Below are 18,926 nucleotides of genomic sequence, written 5' to 3'. Positions count from 1 at the left end.
ATGAAGGTAATAATTAAAAGAGAGCTTAAAAATTATTTCAAAAATCCCATCTATTATGTGGGTATTCTGCTGATATTCTTTGAGGTTTTTCAGATCATGCAGCCTTATCTGAAGCTGCATTACTGGGAAAGTGATGCACAGGTGGAGGCGGCAAAATTAGAGCATATCCATGACGCGGATGTGATGGATGGATATTTTCCTTCCACAGAAAAAGAACAGATTGAGATCGCCATGCCGGATATCTGCAGAGATCTCAATGAGGATTCGGGAATCAGCAAAGAGGAAACGGATCAGATGACAAAAATGTTTCTGGAAGAGGGGTACAGCCAGGACGAAATCCTGAATTACCTGATTGAACATTATGATTATCCCAATGCCGATTATTATTTCCAGGAGGCAGAGCTCAGACAGGGGACTGCAGAGGAAGTCAACGCGTATATGGATGAAAAATTCAGCCAGATGCGGTATTCAGAATATTTTGCCAGGAAATACACTGATTTTGCGGGGCTTTTCTTCGTGTTTTTTTCATCCATACTGATGGCATTTTTATTCCTTCAGGATACCAGGAAGAATACTTATGAATTGCTTCACACAAAGCCTGTTTCCGCATGGCAGTATGTGACCGGGAAAATAGCGGGCGGTTTTACAGCACTTTTGCTGCCGCTTGCGGTTATGACCGCGGTATTTACTTTTCTGTGTATGCACAGAGGAAGGGAACAGGGGTTTCCCGTGGCTGTATGGGATGTATTCGCGGCGGCTGTGGTGTATGTCCTGCCAAATCTTCTTATGGTTATCTGTGTGTATGCCCTGACAGCCTTCCTTTTTAAGAATCCGCTGCCGGCAACACCGCTTCTGATCCTGTATATGGTTTATTCCAATATGGGAAGTATCGGGCCGGATGGAAATTACGGCTATTACGGAAGGCCTCTGGCTATTATAGTCCGCTTTCCGGGACTGTTTTTGGATACCACACCGCCTCCGCTGGCTCTAATGAATCAGACTGCGCTTCTCATTGCAGCAGCGGTGATCATATGGGTCTGCGTGAGAACATGGAAGAAGAGGAGGGTATTTGGATGAAGGAAATAAAAATAAGCCTGCCGCCGTATAAAATGATCTGTGCCCTGTTTTTTATCCTCATTCTGGCGATTGTGAGGGGGATTTCAAGCATAAAAGAAATCGGGCCGACCATTGATTCTTATATTACACTGCTGACGCTTGTCCTGTGTGCGGATACCTGCTATCAGGAGATTCCGGGAGGCGGATGGGAAATACTTGCCATAAAGCCGGGAAAACAGCAGAGGCTGACCATTCTCAAACGCTTTGCTGTTCAGTATGTTTTTTTGATCTGTACGGCAGCAGCAGGATACGGATTATTTTATCTTATACAGCAGCCATATATGCGGGAGAATGAACTTTATCATTTTGCAACAGCAATGGCGGCAACAGCGGCGAGTATCGTCTTGTTCGGAGCACTTCCGGTGCTTATTTCCAAAATAACCGGGAGCCTTTGGGGGGGCATTGGCGCAGCAGCAGCACTCTGGTTTTTTCTTATATCGAGCGGAGCTTTAAAACTGCCCCTTTTTCTTCAGATCTTTGCATTTGGAGGGATGGAAATGGGGGATGGGGACTTACGGTGGATTTACGGGAAGGTTACCGCACTGGTCCTGGGAGCTATCTGCATTGGAGCAGTCGGAAATTTCGGCAGACATTTGGGTAAGAAGAGAATGAAAGGAAAAAGGTGAAGATATGTCAGTTAGATTAGAAAATGTAACCGTTGCGTTTCAAAAGAATGTGAAGGCACTGGATGATGTTTCGTTTACAATTCCCTCCGGCGTATACGGGCTTCTGGGTGAAAACGGAGCGGGAAAAACAACACTCATGCGGGTGCTGGCAACACTGTTAAAACCCTCATCCGGGGATGTATTAATGAATCATTTGGTGTATCGGGAGAACAATTATCCTTCCATACAGAAGAAAATCGGGTATCTGCCCCAGGAGCTTTCCCTGTATCCGAATCTAACGGTACGGGAATGCCTGGAATATCTGGGAGGACTGTCCGGTATACCAAAAGATGAGTGTAAAAAAAGGCTTGATTATTATCTGGAAAAGACAAGTCTGGAGGAGCACCAGAAGAAGAAAATGAAACAGTTGTCCGGCGGAATGAAGCGGAGAGTCGGCCTGATCCAGGCGCTTTTAAATGAACCGGAGTTTCTCATTGTGGATGAGCCTACGACCGGTCTTGACCCGGAGGAGAGAATCCGTATCAGAAATCTTCTGGTGGAGTTTGCCGTGGGGAGAACCGTCTTGTTTTCCACTCATGTGGTGGAGGATCTGGCGGCCACCTGCAGCCAGCTGACTGTGCTCAAAAAAGGAAAAATGCTTTACAGCGGTTCCGTGAAAGAGCTGTTAAAAAGGGCAGAGGGACATACCTGGATCTGCAGAATGGAGGAGGAGGCGCAGGTGCGCTCTCTGGAACAGAAATACCGTGTTTCATCCAAACAGATTCAGGAGGACGGGATGACGGTCCGGGTGATCAGTCCGGAAAAGCCGGATGTTCCCTGCAGCCCGGCAAAGGTGACGCTGGAGGATGCGTATATCTATGTGTCAAATTTTCAGTAACTGATAAAAGAGGCTCCGGCCGCGGTTCTGTAAATACCGCGGCCGGAGCATTTTGTATGATATGAGACATTTGTATCAGCGAAAGTTATTCCCTGCAGGAGAGGGAGCATTGCTTTCCTGGCTGTTCTGTGTATCTGTGCTGCTTCCGAGTGTGATGGAGACCGTCTTTTCTTCATAGCTGTTGTTCTGGCCGGGAACCTGCAGAGTTACCTCCACGGTCTCGCCTGCCTTATAATACTGGAGCAGATTCTGAAGCTGGCTGATCGCAGTGACGGATTCGCCGTCAAATTTAGTCAGGACGCTGCCCGGGGTGATGCCTGCTTTCTCTGCTGCGCTGCCTTGGGTGACGTCTGAGATATATACGCCTTTGGGAAGGCCGTAGATTTCTTCTGCCTCACTTGTGACATCGGCACCTTTGATTCCGAGACTGCCCTGTTCGCCTTCCGCAACTTTTTCGCGTGTTGTTTTGTTCATAAGGTTTTCAATGATATCTGATGCCCTTGACATTGGAATGGCATATCCCATGCCTTCCACCTCTGTGGAAGCCAGTTTGGCGGAGTTGATGCCAATGACCTCGCCGTTCATATTGAGAAGCGCGCCGCCGCTGTTTCCCGGGTTGATGGCAGCGTCTGTCTGGATGTAAGTGGCAGCGTTAGAATCATCGGTACCTGCTTCTGAGGAAGAGCCGGAGAGTGTACGGTTCACAGCGCTTGCAATGCCTGTTGTGACGGACTGTCCGTAGCCAAGGGCATTGCCGATGGCAACAACCTGCTCGCCCACCTTCAGGGAGTCGGAATCGCCGATATTGGCAACCGCGATGGCGGACATGGTTTCGTCGGAAATGCTGTCCAGCGGAACGGCAATAACGGCCAGATCGTTGTCCGCATCAGTGCCTTTCACTTTTGCTTCCAGTACATTGTTGTCAATAAAACATGCGGAGAGGGTGTCTGCATTTTCCACAACGTGATTGTTGGTTACAATCAGAAGTTCCGTGTCATTTTTCCCAATGATGATACCGGAACCCTGGCTTTCCGTCTCCTGAGTCTGGGGATAACCGCCGTATCCGAACTGGCTGAAATAATTCTGCACCTCCTGTACGGATTTATTGGTTATAGATACAATGGAGGGCATGGCTGCCGCTGCAATATCGGAAACATCCAGGCTTCCCGTATTGCTGCCGGAACCGCCGGAAACTGCTGTGGTCTTCAGAAGGCCGGCCTTTGTATCACTTGTGCTGCCAGCAGATGTATTTGCGGCTGCGGCAGGTGAATTGGCAGCGTAAATATGATTGACTGCCTGGAAAGAACCGGCTGCCACAGAACCGAACAGAACGGCACTCAGAGTCAGGGAGCCAATGCGTTTTGCCAGAGTTTTCTTTTTGTTCCGGTTTCGTTTGGACGGCTTTTTATCCGGATTCGGAGAAGATGCCGGGCCTTCGGAAAAGATTGGGTAATGGGACAGTTCGCTGTTGTTATCTGAATTAAAATCGTAGTAGTTTGACATAAGAATTCCTCCTCAACTTTTTATTTATTTTTTATTTTTTGTGTTTGTTATTGTATTTGGTATCTCTTTGTTTATGTCTATAGCATATCGGATAATTGTGGCGAAATTGTCGTGATTCTGTGATAAAATTGAGGAGGAAGTGTGTAAATTTGGTGAACTGTTCTTTGGGGATGGAATCAATAGGCATTAAAGTAACCGTTTTGTTTTGTTCTTTGCAGCATGAATTTGAAAAAGATACATCCTGCGAATCCCCAGGTTATATTTATAAGGATGTACAAAATGTTGAGTCGGAAGGAAAAACTTCTGCTTACCACATATAATTTAGATATGTCTATCCCTAAGGTATAGGGTATTAAAATTTTCACCAACAGGCTTTCACCGGAATACAGGGCATTTATACAGAATAAAACCAGAGTGAACAGTGTGCTGACAGAGCCCAGAGTTTTAAATTTTAATATCAGTCCGCAGAATAACAGACTGAAACCGAACATACCCCATAATCCCGGAAGGTAAATACATAATATAACAAGATAGTCTATAATAAATGAGAGGGAAATGATACCAAGCAGCCCGGATACAGCAAAGACAATCAGTTGAGAACCGATACACAGCACCAGGCCGGACAGCATCCTGGCAAAGAGCAGCCATATAATGTCCAGTTTTGAGAGCAGTTTACTCTCAAAAATACCGGACATAAGATCTCCGCTGATATTACTCATATTAGATGAAATCAAAGAAGAGCCAAAATTCCAGAAAAGGTATGTGATCATAGAAAAAGTTATGGCATATGCGGCATCAGAGCCATTTACAGGTTGATTCGATTTTGCGGCTGTCATACCGGCAAAAAGGATCAGATTAGAGACCAGTGTGGTAAAAAAGCTGAGTTTGTAGCGGTATTGTCTTAGTAAATTGAATTTTATCTCATACCAGAATGCTGTCATTATTTTCACCTGCCTTTTTATAGAAAGAGATTAATTCATCAGCGTTTAAAGGATGTGTAACCGTGCCGGAGCAAGCGCCGTTTTTGAGGAAAACATATTCAGAAGCCAGTTTTGAGAGAAAAAGAGTATCATGGGAGGAGATAAAAATGCCCAGTTCTGTTTCGTCCTTAATAATCTCAAAGGTCTCCTGAAGCGCCAGTACAGTATCGATATCAAGCCCCCATGTGGGTTCATCCACCAGCATGATTTTAGAGCGTACGGATAAGCCCATCAGCAGGCCCGCTTTCTTTCGCTCTCCGGATGACAGTCCTTCCACCCAGCGGTTCAGAATCGTGTCACAATCTAATAATTTAGAATATCTGTGTACGTTTTCCTTAATCTCATCAGGATGAAGCCCCTTCAGAACACCATAATAAACGGCATTTTCCATAACGGTGTTCCGCTGATACAGATTTCTGTCTCCGGATATCAGGAGGCTGATATTATTTTTTATCCACGATGTTTTCAGCTTTTGGCTGTCCAGTTTGATTTCTCCTTCAGCGGGCAGAAGCAGGCCGCAGAGAATTTTGAAAAGAGTGGTTTTGCCGGAACCGTTTGGTCCGACAAATGCATAAATTCCGTGTGTCAGATTCAGTGAGAGATTGAAATCTTGAAGAGCATAAATGGTCTGGCGATTAGCATGAAACTTGCGGGTTATGTGTTCCAGTTGGAGATTCATTGTTTATATTTTCCTCCGTTTCTTAGAGCTTGTAATAATTGTATCAGGCGGCTCTGTTTCTGTCTAGAAGCAGTATCCGTCTATTTTGCAAATCGCTGTTTGACGGAGGATTTTTCATAAGGGGATGCTGTTCGGGACAAAGGGCAGTATAAAGATTTAATACAGAGGAATACTGACTGAGAGGTGGAAAATACATGAGTGATATAACAAAAAGCATGCAGAATCTCTATGCTGATATAGAGAGCCATTTGATGAGGGATAGACAGCCATCGATTTATTTAAATGAAATCTATGAGAATCCGGATTTTCAGCAGTATCCGTTTGATATGCTGCATAAGCTGAAAAATACTGTCCAGTCTCCCATACACCATCCCGAAGGTAATGTATGGAATCATACGATGCTCGTTGTAGATGAAGCGGCAAAAGTAAAAAACAGGAGCAAAAATCCGCTGGTCTTCATGTGGGCAGCCATTCTTCATGACATAGGAAAAGCGGTAACGACCAGACGAAGAAAAGGGAAAATCACAGCATATGACCATGATAAAGCCGGTGCGGTTATGGCACGTAAGTTTCTGTCACAGTTTGTGCAGGATCAGGAGTTTGTGGAGGAAGTTTCACAGCTGATTCGATATCATATGCAGATTCTGTACGTTGTGAAAGGACTTCGCTTTGCAGATATTGAGGGAATGAAGTATCATACCGATGCAGATGAGATTGCGCTTCTGGGGCTGTGCGACAGACTGGGAAGAACAGGCAGTAAAAGAAAAGAGGAAGAAGAGAATATCAGGCTGTTTTTACAGGCCTGCGATATTTATCCAGTCTCCCAAAAACCGCACCGGAAGGATTAATGTTCTGGTGCGGTTTTTTGTATACCATAAGTCTTATTCTGTTTTTCCATTCTTTTTTTGGATTTCATCATGTGCTTCAAGAATACCATTTTTAACAGCTCGTTTTATCACAAGATATAAGACAAAACAAAATATAAGAATCAAACTAAGGCTAAATAGTGAGTTAAACAATGAAGAGGTTACTTCCATTTGGCGTTATCTCCTTTCCGAGTTTTAAGGGTGATAGAATGGTCATTCTGTGTATGGGCTAAAACAGTTAATGTGGTCTATATTATATCATCCGCTGTTCCGGTAAACGCTGTTCATGCACTAACGTTTATTATATTTACATGAACGTTGCGTGAAAGATGGATGAGTTCCGGGATGACAGAGAGTCTAAGTGCACTGGCATGTGCGCTGCCTAAAGCAGAAAAAAGGGCTGCACACCGGCAATCATATGCAGTCCTTTTTATAATGCGGTATCTCAGAAGCGGTATTCCATTATGAATTCTTCTTCTTTGTCAATGACGGGTTTAAAGCCGCATTTTTGATACATACGCAGCGCGTAATTTTCTTTTTGCACGGACAGGGAAGCTCTTTTATACCCCTTTTTTCTTAATAACTCCAGCATCTGTCTTATAAGTTCTGTCCCGATGCCGTATCCACGGTATTCTTTATAGAGAGAAATCGCAAATTCAGGTGTCTCATCATCAAGGTCCCCATATCCGTGAATATTTCTGACCCAGACTGCGCCAACCACCTTATTGTCAACCACTGCGCACAGGCAGGCATCATCTTTCCCGGTCCCGAAATCTTTGATGTAGACTTGCAGTTCAGGCTGATGGATGATTGTTTTCGGAAACGGATCGTCCCCTTCCCGCTGGAAAATAGATTCATACAAAAAATCTGCCAGAAGCGGATACTCCTGCGGATACATTTCCCTAATTGTATATTTCATAATTACCTCCGATTTTTATAAGTTAACTTAGAAACCGGTCTTCTTTCCACACATACGGATCCCTCCTTCTCATATATTCCCATTGTATCAGGCTGCTCTGTCCTTGTCCAGAAGCAGATGATGAAAGGCGAAATATCGGCAACCGTTCAGTCTTCCACTGTCTCAAAGGAATACCATACTGTATATCCCTGTTGTTTTGTGTTAAGATATAGGTAAATATTAGTCTGGTGAATGGAAAATGGGGAAAAATGAAGCGACGCTGTTATCATGGATGATCTGGATATTCCCATGATAAAGGGGGAGTGCTGGACTGTTTCCTTGACCTGGAAAAAGATGCAGGGAAAAGGGAACTTCTGGAGGCGATGAAGGGCCACATGATACGGCAAGGAAGCATTACAGGAAAGTACAGGCGCTGATGCAGGCTTATGGGTTTGGGGTAAGATATGCTGCAGGGTAAAGAGTGAGGGGGAAAATTATGGAACGAGATCAGGAAATTCGTTACACAGAAATAGAGAAAACAGATGCTTACATCTATGATAAAGTTGAAATGAAGGTAAGGGTTGAAGAAATCTATGAGGTGGTAATAAAAGATCTGGACGGTATCAGTTTTATAAAAAGAGCCGTAGCCCCATATATAAAAGATTTTTCCGGCCATGCGAATTATAAAAGGTGGAATCAGCAGTTTGATCTGTCAAACTGGCATTTTTTCATGGCTTTTGACGGAGAAAAGCCGGTGGGCGGAGCTGTTCTGTGCTGCAACAGCGCGGAGCTTCATATGCTGGAGGGCAGAGAGGATTTGGGGATTCTCTGGGATATCCGTGTGGATTCCGCATATAAACGCAGAGGTGTCGGAGGAAAACTGTTTGATATGGTAATGACAAAAGCAATGGGGATGGGGCTCTGCCAGCTTAAAATCGAATGCCAGAATAATAATGTCCCGGCAGCTGCGTTTTATTTTAAACAGGGGGCCCATTTGGGCGCTGTCAACCGGTATGCGTATTATGGAGATGCGGATGAGGAGGTACAGTTTCTGTTGTATTTGGATATAGAGGCCGCAGGGGTGTGATATCAGGTATCAATCCGGGTCATTTCTATCAGTGTTTTGTTCCGGTATAATAAGTCATCTCTCACAGTGAATCCTTGTTTTCCCCAGAAATGGTTTCCCTCTTCATTCCTGGAAAATGTGACAAGTGCCGCTTTGATAATACCAAGGTTTTTTAGTGCGTCAAGCGCCGCACGGACCAGCTGGCTTCCGATTCCCTTCCGGCGTGCCGATGGGCTGACTGCTGTGTGATAGATATATCCCCTTCTTCCGTCATTTCCCGCCAAGATGATACCTGCAATCCGGCCGTTTTCTTCTGCCACAAAGCAGGTGTCTGGATTTCTTTTCAAAAACCTTTCAATGCCTTCTTCTGCATCATCAATATTGTTTAAACCCATGCCTTGACAGGACATCCAGAGGGAGTAAACAGAGTCATAATCGCTGATTTCCATTTTTCTGATTTTCATAAATACCTCCATAGAATAAAATATTTGTTCCTTTTGAAAAGGCAGCTCCTGGTAAATGATATACTACTATTCATATTTTTCTAAATGAAATGTTCTTAATTTATCGCTCATCTGGAACCTCTTTTATAATCTGCCTTTTATAAATCCCACTGCAAAGACAATGAGGGCCAGTATGATCCAAACTGCTGCTATAGTGGAGTTCACATGTATAAATTTATTAGCAACGATTAAAAGCAGCAGCATTACTATAGAAATAGCATGTAATGTACTTCGTTTCATAATAACATACTCCTTTCCTATATGTCCTGACAACCGGTATGTGCTTATTTTACCACATTGGGATTAAGTCCGTCAATTTTATAAAAAGGCAGGAAATACTAATAATATCAGACCGTCGAAGGGGTACAAAAATTATACTTCTGTAACGGAAGATATTTTTCTGCTATAATGCCTTTGCGGTGAATTATTTCAGTTACGAAATATAAAAGAAATCGAAAATAAAAAATGTAACGTTTCTGCGGCACGGAAGTTAATAGAATAGGAGGGGGGTGAAAGATATGGACTTTGAGCAGATATATAAATCCTATTTCAAAGATGTTTTTTTATATTTACGCAGTTTATCCGCCAGTGAGGATATGGCAGAAGAAATCACACAGGAGACATTTGTCAAAGCCCTGAAAGCAATAGATACCTTTGATGGCTCTAAGAATATACGGGCATGGCTTTTTACCATTGCGAAGAATACATATTACACATATTGCAAACGCAAAAAAATGTATGCATATGAGGAACTGCCTGATAATGCAGGAAATCCGGGGGCATCCTTTGAAGAAAATTTTGTGGATGAAGAAAGGGCTTTTCTGATTCATCGGTTTCTTCACAATATGAAAGAGCCTTATAAGGAAGTATTTAACCTTAGGGTTTTTGGGGAACTGCCGTTTGAGAAAATAGGGTTACTTTTCGGGAAAAGTCCTGGCTGGGCCCGGGTCACTTTTTATCGGGCAAAAAAACAAATATATGAATATATGGAGGCAAAGGAATATGAAAAAAATCAGCTGTAATATTATTAAAGATGTGCTTCCTCTGTATCTGGATGATGTAGTGAGTGAGGATACAAAGAATATGGTAGAGGAGCATTTAAAATCCTGTGAATCCTGCAGAAAGGAGGCGGTACTCCTTAATGAAGATTTGATCCTGCCGTTAGGGTCCGGGGCACAGGATGCAGAAATAAAGACATTAAAATATTTAAAGAAACAGTTTCGGAATAAAAAAGCAGTGGTTTCTGCGGTATCTGTTTTTCTTGCATTTATCATAATGCTGGGCACATATGCTTTACTGGTAACGCCAAAACTCTTCATTCCTTATGACAGCACATGTATAAAAGTTGAAAAAATTGATGAAAAACTTTATGCACGATATATCGGCAGTAATTTAGATGGAAGTGTTGCCAGAAACTCTTTTCCATTAGAAAAGGACGGAGAGAAAAAAGATGTGACATTTTTTTATATCTATAAATCACCCTGGTCTGAATTAAGAGCTTTGTTACAGAAGGATACAGAGGATCATTTGATTTTTCTTGGGAATGCAGATGAGATAGATGAGGTGTATTACGGTAAGTTTAGGATTGAACGTCCTGAAGAACTTTCGGCAGACTTAGAAGAATCAGAACTAATCTGGAAAAAATAACGGGAAAAGGTATCTGTTTTATATTTACAGGCGGTTTTATTGGGCTTACATTCCTGTTATGTGTATGTGGGCATCGCACGGATGGTGCTGCGGGAAATGCGGCAGAAGGATGGGATTCAAGAAAGTATTTGCGAATCAGTGTCCTTATTGCCGCAGTTCCGGGGCGGATGGATTTAACAATCTGTTTTGTTGAGCTGGGGGATATTTCGATTGCAACAGAGCGTTATTTCTGTTATACTCAATTAAAAGATATTCTGAAAATTTATTTTCTATATTAATCCAATCGGCAATCTCTGCCGGAATTCACTATGTAAAAGTAACTGAATAAAAAACAGAGGAAGCGGCAAGTTGTGGAGCAGGTATAATTCTGTTATAATGTTTACAGGTTCCTGAGGCTTATGGCTGCTTCGGAAAGACGAGGAAATATGAACAGAAACAGAAGGAGAAAGATAAGCAGAGCCATCAGAAGGAAACAAGTAAACAGAAATTACAAGGATAGCCTGTTCCGCATGATCTTCGGGAACAGAAAGGCTGCACTGAAGCTTTATAATGCCATCAATCATTCCAATTATCAAAATCCGGAGGATTTGGAGATCACTACAATTGAGGGTGCCATTTATATGGGTGTAAAGAATGACCTGTCCTTTTTGATCGACAGTGTGATGAATCTGTATGAAGCCCAATCCACCAGAAATCCCAATATGCCTCTGCGGGGATTGATCTATTTTGCGAGAGTATATCAGGGATATGTGGAAAAGAGAGAGCTTGATCTGTATTCCGGCAGCCGTATCAAAATCCCGCTTCCGCGGTATATTGTATTTTATAACGGATCGGAGGAAGAACCAGACCGCCGGGAGTACCGTCTGAGTGACGCATTTGAAAAGAAGCAGGACAGTTATTGCCTGGAATGTGTTGCCACGGTTCTGAATATTAATGCAGGACATAACAGACAGTTGATGGAAGACTGCAGCTTGTTGTGGCAGTATGCTTCTTTTGTATCAAAGGTGCGGCGGTATCTGGAAATGTACCCCGAAGATTTAGAGGGTGCAGTGGACAGAGCGGTGGAGGAATGTATTGCGGAAGGTATTCTTGCAGATTTCCTGAAGAAAGAGCGAGGAGAGGTGAAAGACGTGATACTGACAGAGTATAATGCGGAACGCCATATTAAAAATGAGAAAAAGCGCAGTTATGAAGAAGGGGTAGAAAAAGGAATAAAAGAAGGAATCGAGAAGGGAATCGAGAAGGGGATAGAAAAAGGCTTGGAACAGGGGATAAGGGCGTTTATAGCTGAAAAAGAGGAGGAGCGGACAGAGAGAACAATTATAATAGAAAAATTACAAAGACACTTTATGCTGGATAGAGAAAAGGCAGAGTATTATTATAAGCAATTCTCAAAAGAACAGAAAAAGTAAGTCTTTAAAAAAGAGATATGACAATTTAGAGACTATGAAGAAAAGTCTGTAAATAAGATTCTTCTATGATAATGAGTGGTGAAAAGTCTTAAGAATAGGCTTTTCACCCTTACTTTATATATAACAGTTACAAAAAGGCATGTCAACAGCAGGCGGTAAATCCGCCTGTTATTTGCTCATGTTCGATCACTCCGGAAGCCGTCCTTCGTACATGATACTTAATTCTCCATACACCTGAGCCCAGTTCCGGATGGTTGTGGTCCATTTCTTTGTAGCCTCAAAGGTTGCTAAATATAACGCTTTGAGCAACGCTGTGTCGCTTGGAAATACGCTTCTCTGGCGGTTCAGCTTTCGATAAGTGGAATTCAGCGATTCAATGGCATTTGTCGTATATATGACCTTCCTGACCATTGCTGAAAACTTGAAAATTGGGGATATGGCATCCCAGTTATCCTTCCAGCGCTTCATGGAATTCGGATATTTGGGCGTCCATTTTTCTGTTACCCGGTCAAGTGCTGCCAGCGCCTTTTTTTCATCAGCTGCCTGGTAGATGGTCTTTAGATCTGCAGCAAATGCCTTCCTGTCTTTATCTGGAACATATTTTAATGTGTTTCTTACCTGATGGACAATGCATCTCTGATATTCTGTTTTGGGGAATGCGGCAGCAATGGCTTCCTTTATTCCCGTAAGGCCGTCCGCACAGATGATGAGGATGTCTTTTACCCCCCGGTTCTTCAGTTCATTTAAAACAGACAGCCAGTATTTTGAACTTTCATTCTCTCCCACATGGATTGTCAGTACCTCTTTCTTTCCTTCTGTATTGATCCCAAGGATGACATAGGCGGCAAGCTTGCGGATCACACCATTGTCACGGACAGAATAGTGGATGGCGTCAATGTAAAGGATGGGATAGACATTATCCAGAGGACGGTTCTGCCAGTCTTCGATCTGAGGAAGGATCTTGTCTGTAACATCAGAAATAAATCCTTCCGAGGTCTCAAATCCGTAGATATCTTCAATAGCTTCAGATATCTGCCGGGTAGTCATTCCCTTCGCATACATGGAGATGATCTTCTGGTCAATATCAGAAATGTCTTTCTGGCGTTTTTTGACCACCTGTGGTTCAAAGGTAGATTTTCGGTCTTGCGGCACATCGATTTCCATGGAACCGAAACTACTGTTGACCCGTTTTCGTTTGTAACCGTTCCGGTAATCATCATTGTCTGAGCGTTCCGATTTTTGATATCCCAGGTGATCATCCAGCTCAGCCTCCATCATTTCCTTGATGGTTCCGCCAAGAAGATCTTTCAGGGCATCCTGAATGTCTTCAGCTGTCTGAATATCGTATTCTTCCAAAAGCTGATGGATAATGCTGCGCTTTCCTTCCGTCATTTGTACTCTGTGTACTGGTTTCTTTTGTCTTGCCATAATAAAAGGCCCTCCTATGATTTTTATTTTATCATAGAAGAACCTTATAAATCCTATTTTACAGAAAAAGTTTCACACTCTCACAATTTATGCCATGTCTCTTTTCGTATATGTCTGTTTTGCCTGGCATATGTAATCCTGCCGTAATCTGTCTATGACAAAATATATATCAGTTCTCAGTGCCTGACGGCAAAGTCTGCATAAGAGCAAAAAAATATTCAGGCTTACCGGTATTAAAATATTCATACCAGGCTTCCAGTGTGTCTGCTTGAAAAACACCTAAATACGCAATGATTTGTCTGGCCCACAATAAAGTTCCGGTGGAACTTGCGGTAATGAGGTTGTTATCCCATACGGAGGGCTTGTCGATATAAAAACTTTGCCCATTATAACCGGGAGAGATCATTTCAAGAAATCCCGGTCCATTGCTGGTATGCGGGCGCTGATTCAATACCCCAATGCCGGCAAGTGCAGTGGTAGCCCCGCAGATTGCACATACCGCAGCGCCAAAAGATAAAAATTCGCTTGCTTTTTTCATGATAGCACCGCGGCTGGGGGCGTTCCATGTATTTGCACCGGGTAACAGCAGTACGCTTGTCTTGCTCACCACAATATCCTCGACCAGGCAGTCCGGTACAATTGTTAGGCCGCCCATTGTGTGGACAGGCTCTTTTGAATCACTGACCGTCTTGAGCGAAACAGACGGTGCATCCTCTTTGAAAAATCGGCCGGATTTCAGCTCCGCGGTGACATATCCAATCTCCCAGTCGGCTAAGGTATCAAGAACATAAACATAGATTGTAAACATAAATTTCCTCCGTTTTCATTTTAGTATTGATGTTACTGTTCAGTCAGGTCTGCGCATTGACTGTACTTACATTTGCCCCATCGCAAAGCGATTTTTAATGAACGTATACACGTAACAATTCAACTGGATGAATCATTACTTATTGATTTGTTTTCAGGCTTATTGTACCATGTGATTGTTGACAACAATATGGCAGTAATCCAAATCGAAAGGCGGCTATCAGATGAAAGTAGACAGACTGGTTAGTATTATTATGATACTCCTTGATAAAAAACGTATCGGTGCACAGGAGCTGGCAGATATGTTTGAAGTCTCACTCCGCACAATCTACCGCGATATAGATGCAATCAACATGGCGGGGATTCCTGTTCGCGGGGCACCGGGAGTGGGCGGTGGTTTTGAGATCATGGAGGGATACAAGATCGATAAAAAAGTTTTTTCTGCTGCGGACCTTTCCGCTCTCCTGATGGGGCTTGCAAGCCTTTCAAACATGGTACGGGGAGATGAGCTGGTACACGCACTTGCGAAAGTCAAGAGCTTTATACCCGCTGACAGAGCAAAAGAAATTGAATTGAAAGTAAATCAAATATGTATAGATTTAAGTCCCTGGATGGGAAAAAGCGACATACAGCCATATTTAGAAATGATCAAAGCAGCAATGCAGGAGAGTAAACTGCTTTCATTTGAATATATAGCCCACCACGGGAATAAAACCATACGGAGCGTTGAGCCTTATCAGCTTGTACTGAAAAGCAGTCATTGGTATTTACAGGGGTATTGCCATGCAAGAAATGATTTTCGTTTATTCAGATTATCCCGTATGTCGAACCTGCAGATGCAGGAGGAAATTTTCACACCACGGGATTATGAAAAACCCTTTATAGGCTTTGCGGAAATCCTGGAAACCATGCAGACAGAAATTAAGATCCGCATCCACAAATCTGTCATGGACAGGGTACTTGATTTTTGCACGTATGAACATTTTTCGCCGGACGGTGATGCGTATTACATTGTCAGCTTTCCTTTCATAGAGAATGAGTATTATTATAATATTCTCATGAGTTTCGGAGATAAATGCGAGTGTTTAGAGCCGTTACATATCCGTGAGGAGATGAAACGCAGAGTGCATGATATAGCAGCCCTATACGAAAACTAAAGTGTGGTATACGTCCGGGCAAACATTGCTGTACCAATTCCGGTGCAACAGCAATTCCGACACAGCGCCAATCCCGGCGTAGCAGTGACTTCTGTCTCTGCCAAAACCGCACCTGCCGAACAATTCTTATATCAAAGCCACAGCACAACTCTGTCATAAATTCTAAAAATTCCCAACAGCGATTAAAGACTACCAAAACCCCATTTTCCGCGGTATAATAAATTCATTATACAATGCACATTCCTCTTAGCAGGAAGAAAAACTTACCATGAAATACGAAAAGATGCGGGGCGGAAAAATGGAGAAGATCAAGATTTTTTTGGTGGATGATGAGGCAATCATTTTAAAAGGGTTGGAGACTACCTATTCCTGGGATAAAATGGGGGCAGTGGTGGCAGGCACATCACGAAATCCCAGGAAGGCCGTGGATGAAATTTTGGAAAAACGGCCGGACATTGTCATAACAGACATCCGTATGAAACAGATGTCAGGCCTGGACCTGATCCAGGAGGTGGACAGGCGGGCGGAGAAGAAATGTTTATGGATCGTCATCAGCGCATACCGGGATTTTGAATATGCGCAGAGGGCATGTGAACTGGGGGCGTTTACATATCTTCTGAAACCCATTGAGGACAGTAAACTGGAGGAAGCTGTTTTGAGTGCTGCGAACGCCATACGGCAGAGAAGAAAGAGCAGGAAGATCCTACAGGACTATGAACATTTCATAGAGAATAACAGAAAAGTCTTTGAAAATTATATGGTGGGAAAGTTCAGCGGGGATCAGATAGATGAGGAGGAACTGCAGGAGGCATTGGCGCGTTTTGGGGGAAAGGATTGGGATGCCCTATTTTATCGGGCTGTCTGTATTGATTTTGTCAGAACACAGGACGGGAAATATATGCAGGCGGCAACACAGGAGGAGATTGCCGGTTTTTTGGAAAGTGACCTGGGGGATGCCTATCAGTATTTTTATTTTCAGAATGAAAGCGGGTACAGGATCATCATATTTGCAGCTTCCGGGGAAGAATACCTGGTACTTCCAGTCCTGGAGAGAGAACTGGAGATGCTGAGACAAAAATTCTCGGTGGATTTTCGGTATGGCATATCCGGACTGAGCAGAGCTATAAAAGGATTAAAAGAAGTATATGTACAGGCAGTTGAAAACCTGGAGCAGACGAATGAGAAGAAGAGGAATCTAAGAGAACTGGATCAGATTCGCAGCCATGCCAGGACTTATATCAGCCAGGCCGTCTGCTACGTGCAGGAACATCTGAATGATGAGTTTTTGAGTGTAGGCATGGCGGCAAGGGAGGTGCATCTAAATCCCGTATATTTCGGCCGGCTTTTCGGGCAGGGAATGCAGAGGTCTTTTAAACAGTATCTGCTGGAAGAGAGGATGAAGCTGGCGAAAAGTCTGTTAAAAACTACAGACGATACAATAACGGAAATTTGTGAGAAGGTGGGGATACCCAACCCATCATATTTTACACAGCAGTTCAAGAAGCATGTAGGGTGTCTGCCGACAGAGTACAGGAAAGAAAAGTATGAAGAACAGTAAACAATTTTACGGTATACGCAAAAAGCTGGTGGTCTTTACCATTCTGGCTGCAATCCTTCCCCTGGGTATTATGGGGGTTGTCCTGGCAGGCTCCATAAACAGAAACGTGACAGAATTGAATCTGGAGAACTATTCCCACAGCAACAGCAAGATGATTGGCAATTACCAGATGATGGAGCAGGGATTTGATGAGCTGACCAGAAGCTATATTACAAATTCCTATATCCAGAAATCCCTGGAGAGGAAAGAACTGCTGCCCCAGGATAAGGCATACGTCAACAGAAGCCTCTGGTATCCCAATAATCAGTATACGGAATATGGGATATTTATTGACAATAAAGGGAATGAATACTTCTCCAATAAAGTGATAGAAAATGTAAATTCGGAGGATATCCTGTCAGAGGAATTAAGTGAAGCGCTTAAGGATAACTATTCCCTGACAAAGATAATGTACAGTACGATTAACCGGAACGGACAGGAAGATTCAGGCATTTTTCTGGTCCGGAATATACGGCACATGGAGCAGAATGTAAGCCCCGGAGTTCTGATCGTCAAGCTGAACCAGGATTTTTACGACAATATTTTCTTTGATGTGAATCAGCATACACCTGCAGTCTATGCCATGGTCACCATGGAAGGTGAGATTTGCTGCCGGACGGGAGGGGAAGAGCAGGAAGAAGAGATCAGCCGGGAAATTTTGAGGAAAGCCGGGGAAGAACTGCCGGATGAAGCCGGTGAGGTGGTTCATTTTGCGGCAGACAGCAGGATTTGTTTTGCCAATACAGATAAGGATGGAGAATTTATCTTTCTTTCCGTTGTACCGGAATCTGTGGTGCAGGCTCCGGCGAGAAATTTTTTGAAAAGTCTTGGCCTGACCATGCTGATTTCTGTTATTGTCTGTGTCATTATGTCTGCCTTTGTATCACATCCCTTCCGAAAAGCGATTTCGGGCATCAGCCGGATCATGAGCCATTTTGACGGGGAGAGCCTGAATCAGGAAATACAGATCAGTACCAATACAGAGCTGGACCATGTGGCGGTTTCCTATAACAAAATGCTCAAGCACATAGGCAGTTTGATGGAAGAAGTGAAAAAGGAACAGGAGGAAATCCGCATCAACGAATATAATTCACTGGTCTATCAGATCAATCCTCATTTTCTGTATAACACACTGGATAATGTACATATGCTTGCCAGGATGGATGGCGACGAGACGATGGTGAAACTGATCCAGTCGCTGTCCCGGATGCTGAGGATCAGTATCAGCAAGGGTGAAAATGATGTTTCCCTTAAAGATGAGCTGGAGCATGTGAAATGTTATCTGAATATAGAACAGATAAGAAATGAGAATCTGTTTCAGTATGAGATAGAAGTGGAGGAGTCCATTCTGCAGGTGAAGATTCCCAAGATCATCCTGCAGCCGGTGGTAGAAAACTGTATCAAATACGGATTCGCTGACATGGACAAAGGCGGAAGAATCAAAGTGGATGTAAAGGCCGCGGATGGTTTTATGGTTCTGCAGGTCAGCAATAACGGCAGCGTCATGGAGCCGGATATCCTGGAGAAGCTTAACCATATGCAGTACCAGGGCATGGAGGATATAAAACAGGCATTTCCTCAGAAGAAAGGGGGATACGGCATATCCAATGTGGTGTGCAGGCTTTGTCTGCGGTATGGAAGTTGTTTTCAGATCCATTATGAAAGTTTTGAAGAGACAGGGACAGTCTGTACCATCAGGATTCCTATGGCAGCAGATGCCGATGCGGGATAATATGCGGGGTACCGCAGATAAATCAGGTAAAA

Annotated in this window: 20 protein-coding genes and 1 pseudogene; 12 read left to right on the top strand and 9 right to left on the bottom strand. The window is 43.4% G+C overall.

Translation table 11 applies throughout. From position 1 onward, the window contains the following. From LC508_RS09890 to LC508_RS09880, 3 genes are read left to right on the top strand one after another with little or no spacing between them, the layout of a single operon-like run. Complete coding sequence (locus tag LC508_RS09890) at positions 1–1,077, top strand: ABC transporter permease (protein ID WP_118594098.1); 1,077 nt, start codon at positions 1–3, stop codon at positions 1,075–1,077. Beyond that, the gene (locus LC508_RS09885; RefSeq protein WP_054352556.1) at positions 1,074–1,742 is read left to right on the top strand and encodes a hypothetical protein; all 669 of its coding nucleotides are present in this window, start codon (positions 1,074–1,076) and stop codon (positions 1,740–1,742) included. The genes LC508_RS09890 and LC508_RS09885 overlap by 4 nt, the downstream gene beginning before the upstream one ends. 4 nt (positions 1,743–1,746) lie before the next feature. Beyond that, positions 1,747–2,619, top strand: a complete 873-nt coding sequence (locus LC508_RS09880; protein ID WP_033142998.1) for an ABC transporter ATP-binding protein — start codon at positions 1,747–1,749, stop codon at positions 2,617–2,619. Between the two features lie 75 nt (positions 2,620–2,694). Here the strand turns inward: LC508_RS09880 and LC508_RS09875 are convergent, their stop codons facing one another. From LC508_RS09875 to LC508_RS09865, 3 genes are all read right to left on the bottom strand, one after another. Then, entirely contained in the window at positions 2,695–4,122 is a 1,428-nt protein-coding gene (locus tag LC508_RS09875) for a S1C family serine protease (RefSeq protein ID WP_103733008.1), read from the bottom strand. Between the two features lie 176 nt (positions 4,123–4,298). Further along, positions 4,299–5,063 carry a hypothetical protein gene (locus tag LC508_RS09870; protein WP_103732657.1) on the bottom strand — a complete coding sequence of 255 codons (765 nt, stop codon included), beginning with the start codon at positions 5,061–5,063 and terminating at the stop codon, positions 4,299–4,301. Beyond that, positions 5,044–5,781 carry an ATP-binding cassette domain-containing protein gene (locus LC508_RS09865; RefSeq protein WP_103732658.1) on the bottom strand — a complete coding sequence of 246 codons (738 nt, stop codon included), beginning with the start codon at positions 5,779–5,781 and terminating at the stop codon, positions 5,044–5,046. Before LC508_RS09865 ends, LC508_RS09870 begins: the two co-directional genes overlap by 20 nt. Before the next feature lie 194 nt (positions 5,782–5,975). Between LC508_RS09865 and LC508_RS09860 the strand changes: the two genes are divergently transcribed. Next, positions 5,976–6,629, top strand: coding sequence for an HDIG domain-containing metalloprotein (locus LC508_RS09860; RefSeq protein ID WP_103732659.1), 654 nt, complete (start codon positions 5,976–5,978; stop codon positions 6,627–6,629). Positions 6,630–6,662: 33 nt separating this feature from the next. On the opposite strand, the gene LC508_RS28735 is transcribed toward LC508_RS09860, so the two are convergent. Next, positions 6,663–6,818: a DUF6019 family protein gene (locus LC508_RS28735; protein WP_225305356.1), complete on the bottom strand. Its 156-nt coding sequence runs from the start codon at positions 6,816–6,818 to the stop codon at positions 6,663–6,665. A gap of 274 nt (positions 6,819–7,092) precedes the next feature. Then, positions 7,093–7,566, bottom strand: a complete 474-nt coding sequence (locus LC508_RS09850; protein ID WP_054352562.1) for a GNAT family N-acetyltransferase — start codon at positions 7,564–7,566, stop codon at positions 7,093–7,095. A gap of 475 nt (positions 7,567–8,041) precedes the next feature. Here LC508_RS09850 and LC508_RS09845 point away from each other — a divergent pair, with 475 nt between their 5' ends. Continuing rightward, the gene (locus LC508_RS09845; RefSeq protein WP_103732660.1) at positions 8,042–8,632 is read left to right on the top strand and encodes a GNAT family N-acetyltransferase; all 591 of its coding nucleotides are present in this window, start codon (positions 8,042–8,044) and stop codon (positions 8,630–8,632) included. Positions 8,633–8,634: 2 nt separating this feature from the next. Here the strand turns inward: LC508_RS09845 and LC508_RS09840 are convergent, their stop codons facing one another. Then, on the bottom strand, positions 8,635–9,075 hold the full coding sequence (locus LC508_RS09840; RefSeq protein ID WP_103732661.1) for a GNAT family N-acetyltransferase: 441 nt from the start codon (positions 9,073–9,075) through the stop codon (positions 8,635–8,637). 123 nt (positions 9,076–9,198) lie between these two features. After that, complete coding sequence (locus tag LC508_RS09835; RefSeq protein WP_156120888.1) at positions 9,199–9,354, bottom strand: hypothetical protein; 156 nt, start codon at positions 9,352–9,354, stop codon at positions 9,199–9,201. 278 nt (positions 9,355–9,632) lie between these two features. Between LC508_RS09835 and LC508_RS09830 the strand changes: the two genes are divergently transcribed. The 4 genes and pseudogenes from LC508_RS09830 (at position 9,633) to LC508_RS09820 (ending at position 12,173) form a co-directional block, all read left to right on the top strand. Continuing rightward, on the top strand, positions 9,633–10,136 hold the full coding sequence (locus tag LC508_RS09830; RefSeq protein ID WP_103732662.1) for an RNA polymerase sigma factor: 504 nt from the start codon (positions 9,633–9,635) through the stop codon (positions 10,134–10,136). Further along, positions 10,093–10,188 (top strand): annotated as a pseudogene (locus LC508_RS28730) (hypothetical protein); the annotation flags it as partial. The gene LC508_RS09830 and the pseudogene LC508_RS28730, both read left to right, overlap by 44 nt. 9 nt (positions 10,189–10,197) lie before the next feature. Next, the gene (locus LC508_RS09825) at positions 10,198–10,761 is read left to right on the top strand and encodes a hypothetical protein (RefSeq protein WP_242980836.1); all 564 of its coding nucleotides are present in this window, start codon (positions 10,198–10,200) and stop codon (positions 10,759–10,761) included. A gap of 425 nt (positions 10,762–11,186) precedes the next feature. Beyond that, positions 11,187–12,173, top strand: a complete 987-nt coding sequence (locus tag LC508_RS09820; RefSeq protein ID WP_054352571.1) for an RpnC/YadD family protein — start codon at positions 11,187–11,189, stop codon at positions 12,171–12,173. 186 nt (positions 12,174–12,359) lie between these two features. Here LC508_RS09820 and LC508_RS09815 read toward each other — a convergent pair whose 3' ends face one another. Then, positions 12,360–13,601, bottom strand: a complete 1,242-nt coding sequence (locus LC508_RS09815) for an IS256 family transposase (RefSeq protein WP_225305313.1) — start codon at positions 13,599–13,601, stop codon at positions 12,360–12,362. Positions 13,602–13,770: 169 nt separating this feature from the next. Then, positions 13,771–14,409, bottom strand: coding sequence for a type 1 glutamine amidotransferase family protein (locus tag LC508_RS09810; protein ID WP_054352723.1), 639 nt, complete (start codon positions 14,407–14,409; stop codon positions 13,771–13,773). 223 nt (positions 14,410–14,632) lie between these two features. Here LC508_RS09810 and LC508_RS09805 point away from each other — a divergent pair, with 223 nt between their 5' ends. The 3 genes from LC508_RS09805 (at position 14,633) to LC508_RS09795 (ending at position 18,894) form a co-directional block, all read left to right on the top strand. Further along, entirely contained in the window at positions 14,633–15,565 is a 933-nt protein-coding gene (locus tag LC508_RS09805) for a helix-turn-helix transcriptional regulator (protein WP_054352724.1), read from the top strand. 268 nt (positions 15,566–15,833) lie between these two features. Next, the gene (locus LC508_RS09800; RefSeq protein WP_103731981.1) at positions 15,834–17,123 is read left to right on the top strand and encodes a response regulator transcription factor; all 1,290 of its coding nucleotides are present in this window, start codon (positions 15,834–15,836) and stop codon (positions 17,121–17,123) included. After that, positions 17,110–18,894 carry a sensor histidine kinase gene (locus tag LC508_RS09795; protein ID WP_103731982.1) on the top strand — a complete coding sequence of 595 codons (1,785 nt, stop codon included), beginning with the start codon at positions 17,110–17,112 and terminating at the stop codon, positions 18,892–18,894. Before LC508_RS09800 ends, LC508_RS09795 begins: the two co-directional genes overlap by 14 nt. The last annotated feature ends 32 nt before the right edge of the window (positions 18,895–18,926 follow it).

The sequence above is a fragment of the Blautia parvula genome (assembly GCF_020215665.1).
In the GTDB taxonomy this organism is placed as follows: domain Bacteria; phylum Bacillota; class Clostridia; order Lachnospirales; family Lachnospiraceae; genus Blautia; species Blautia celeris.
Note: the sequence above shows the minus strand (reverse complement) of the source record. Positions and strands in the feature narration are given on the sequence as shown.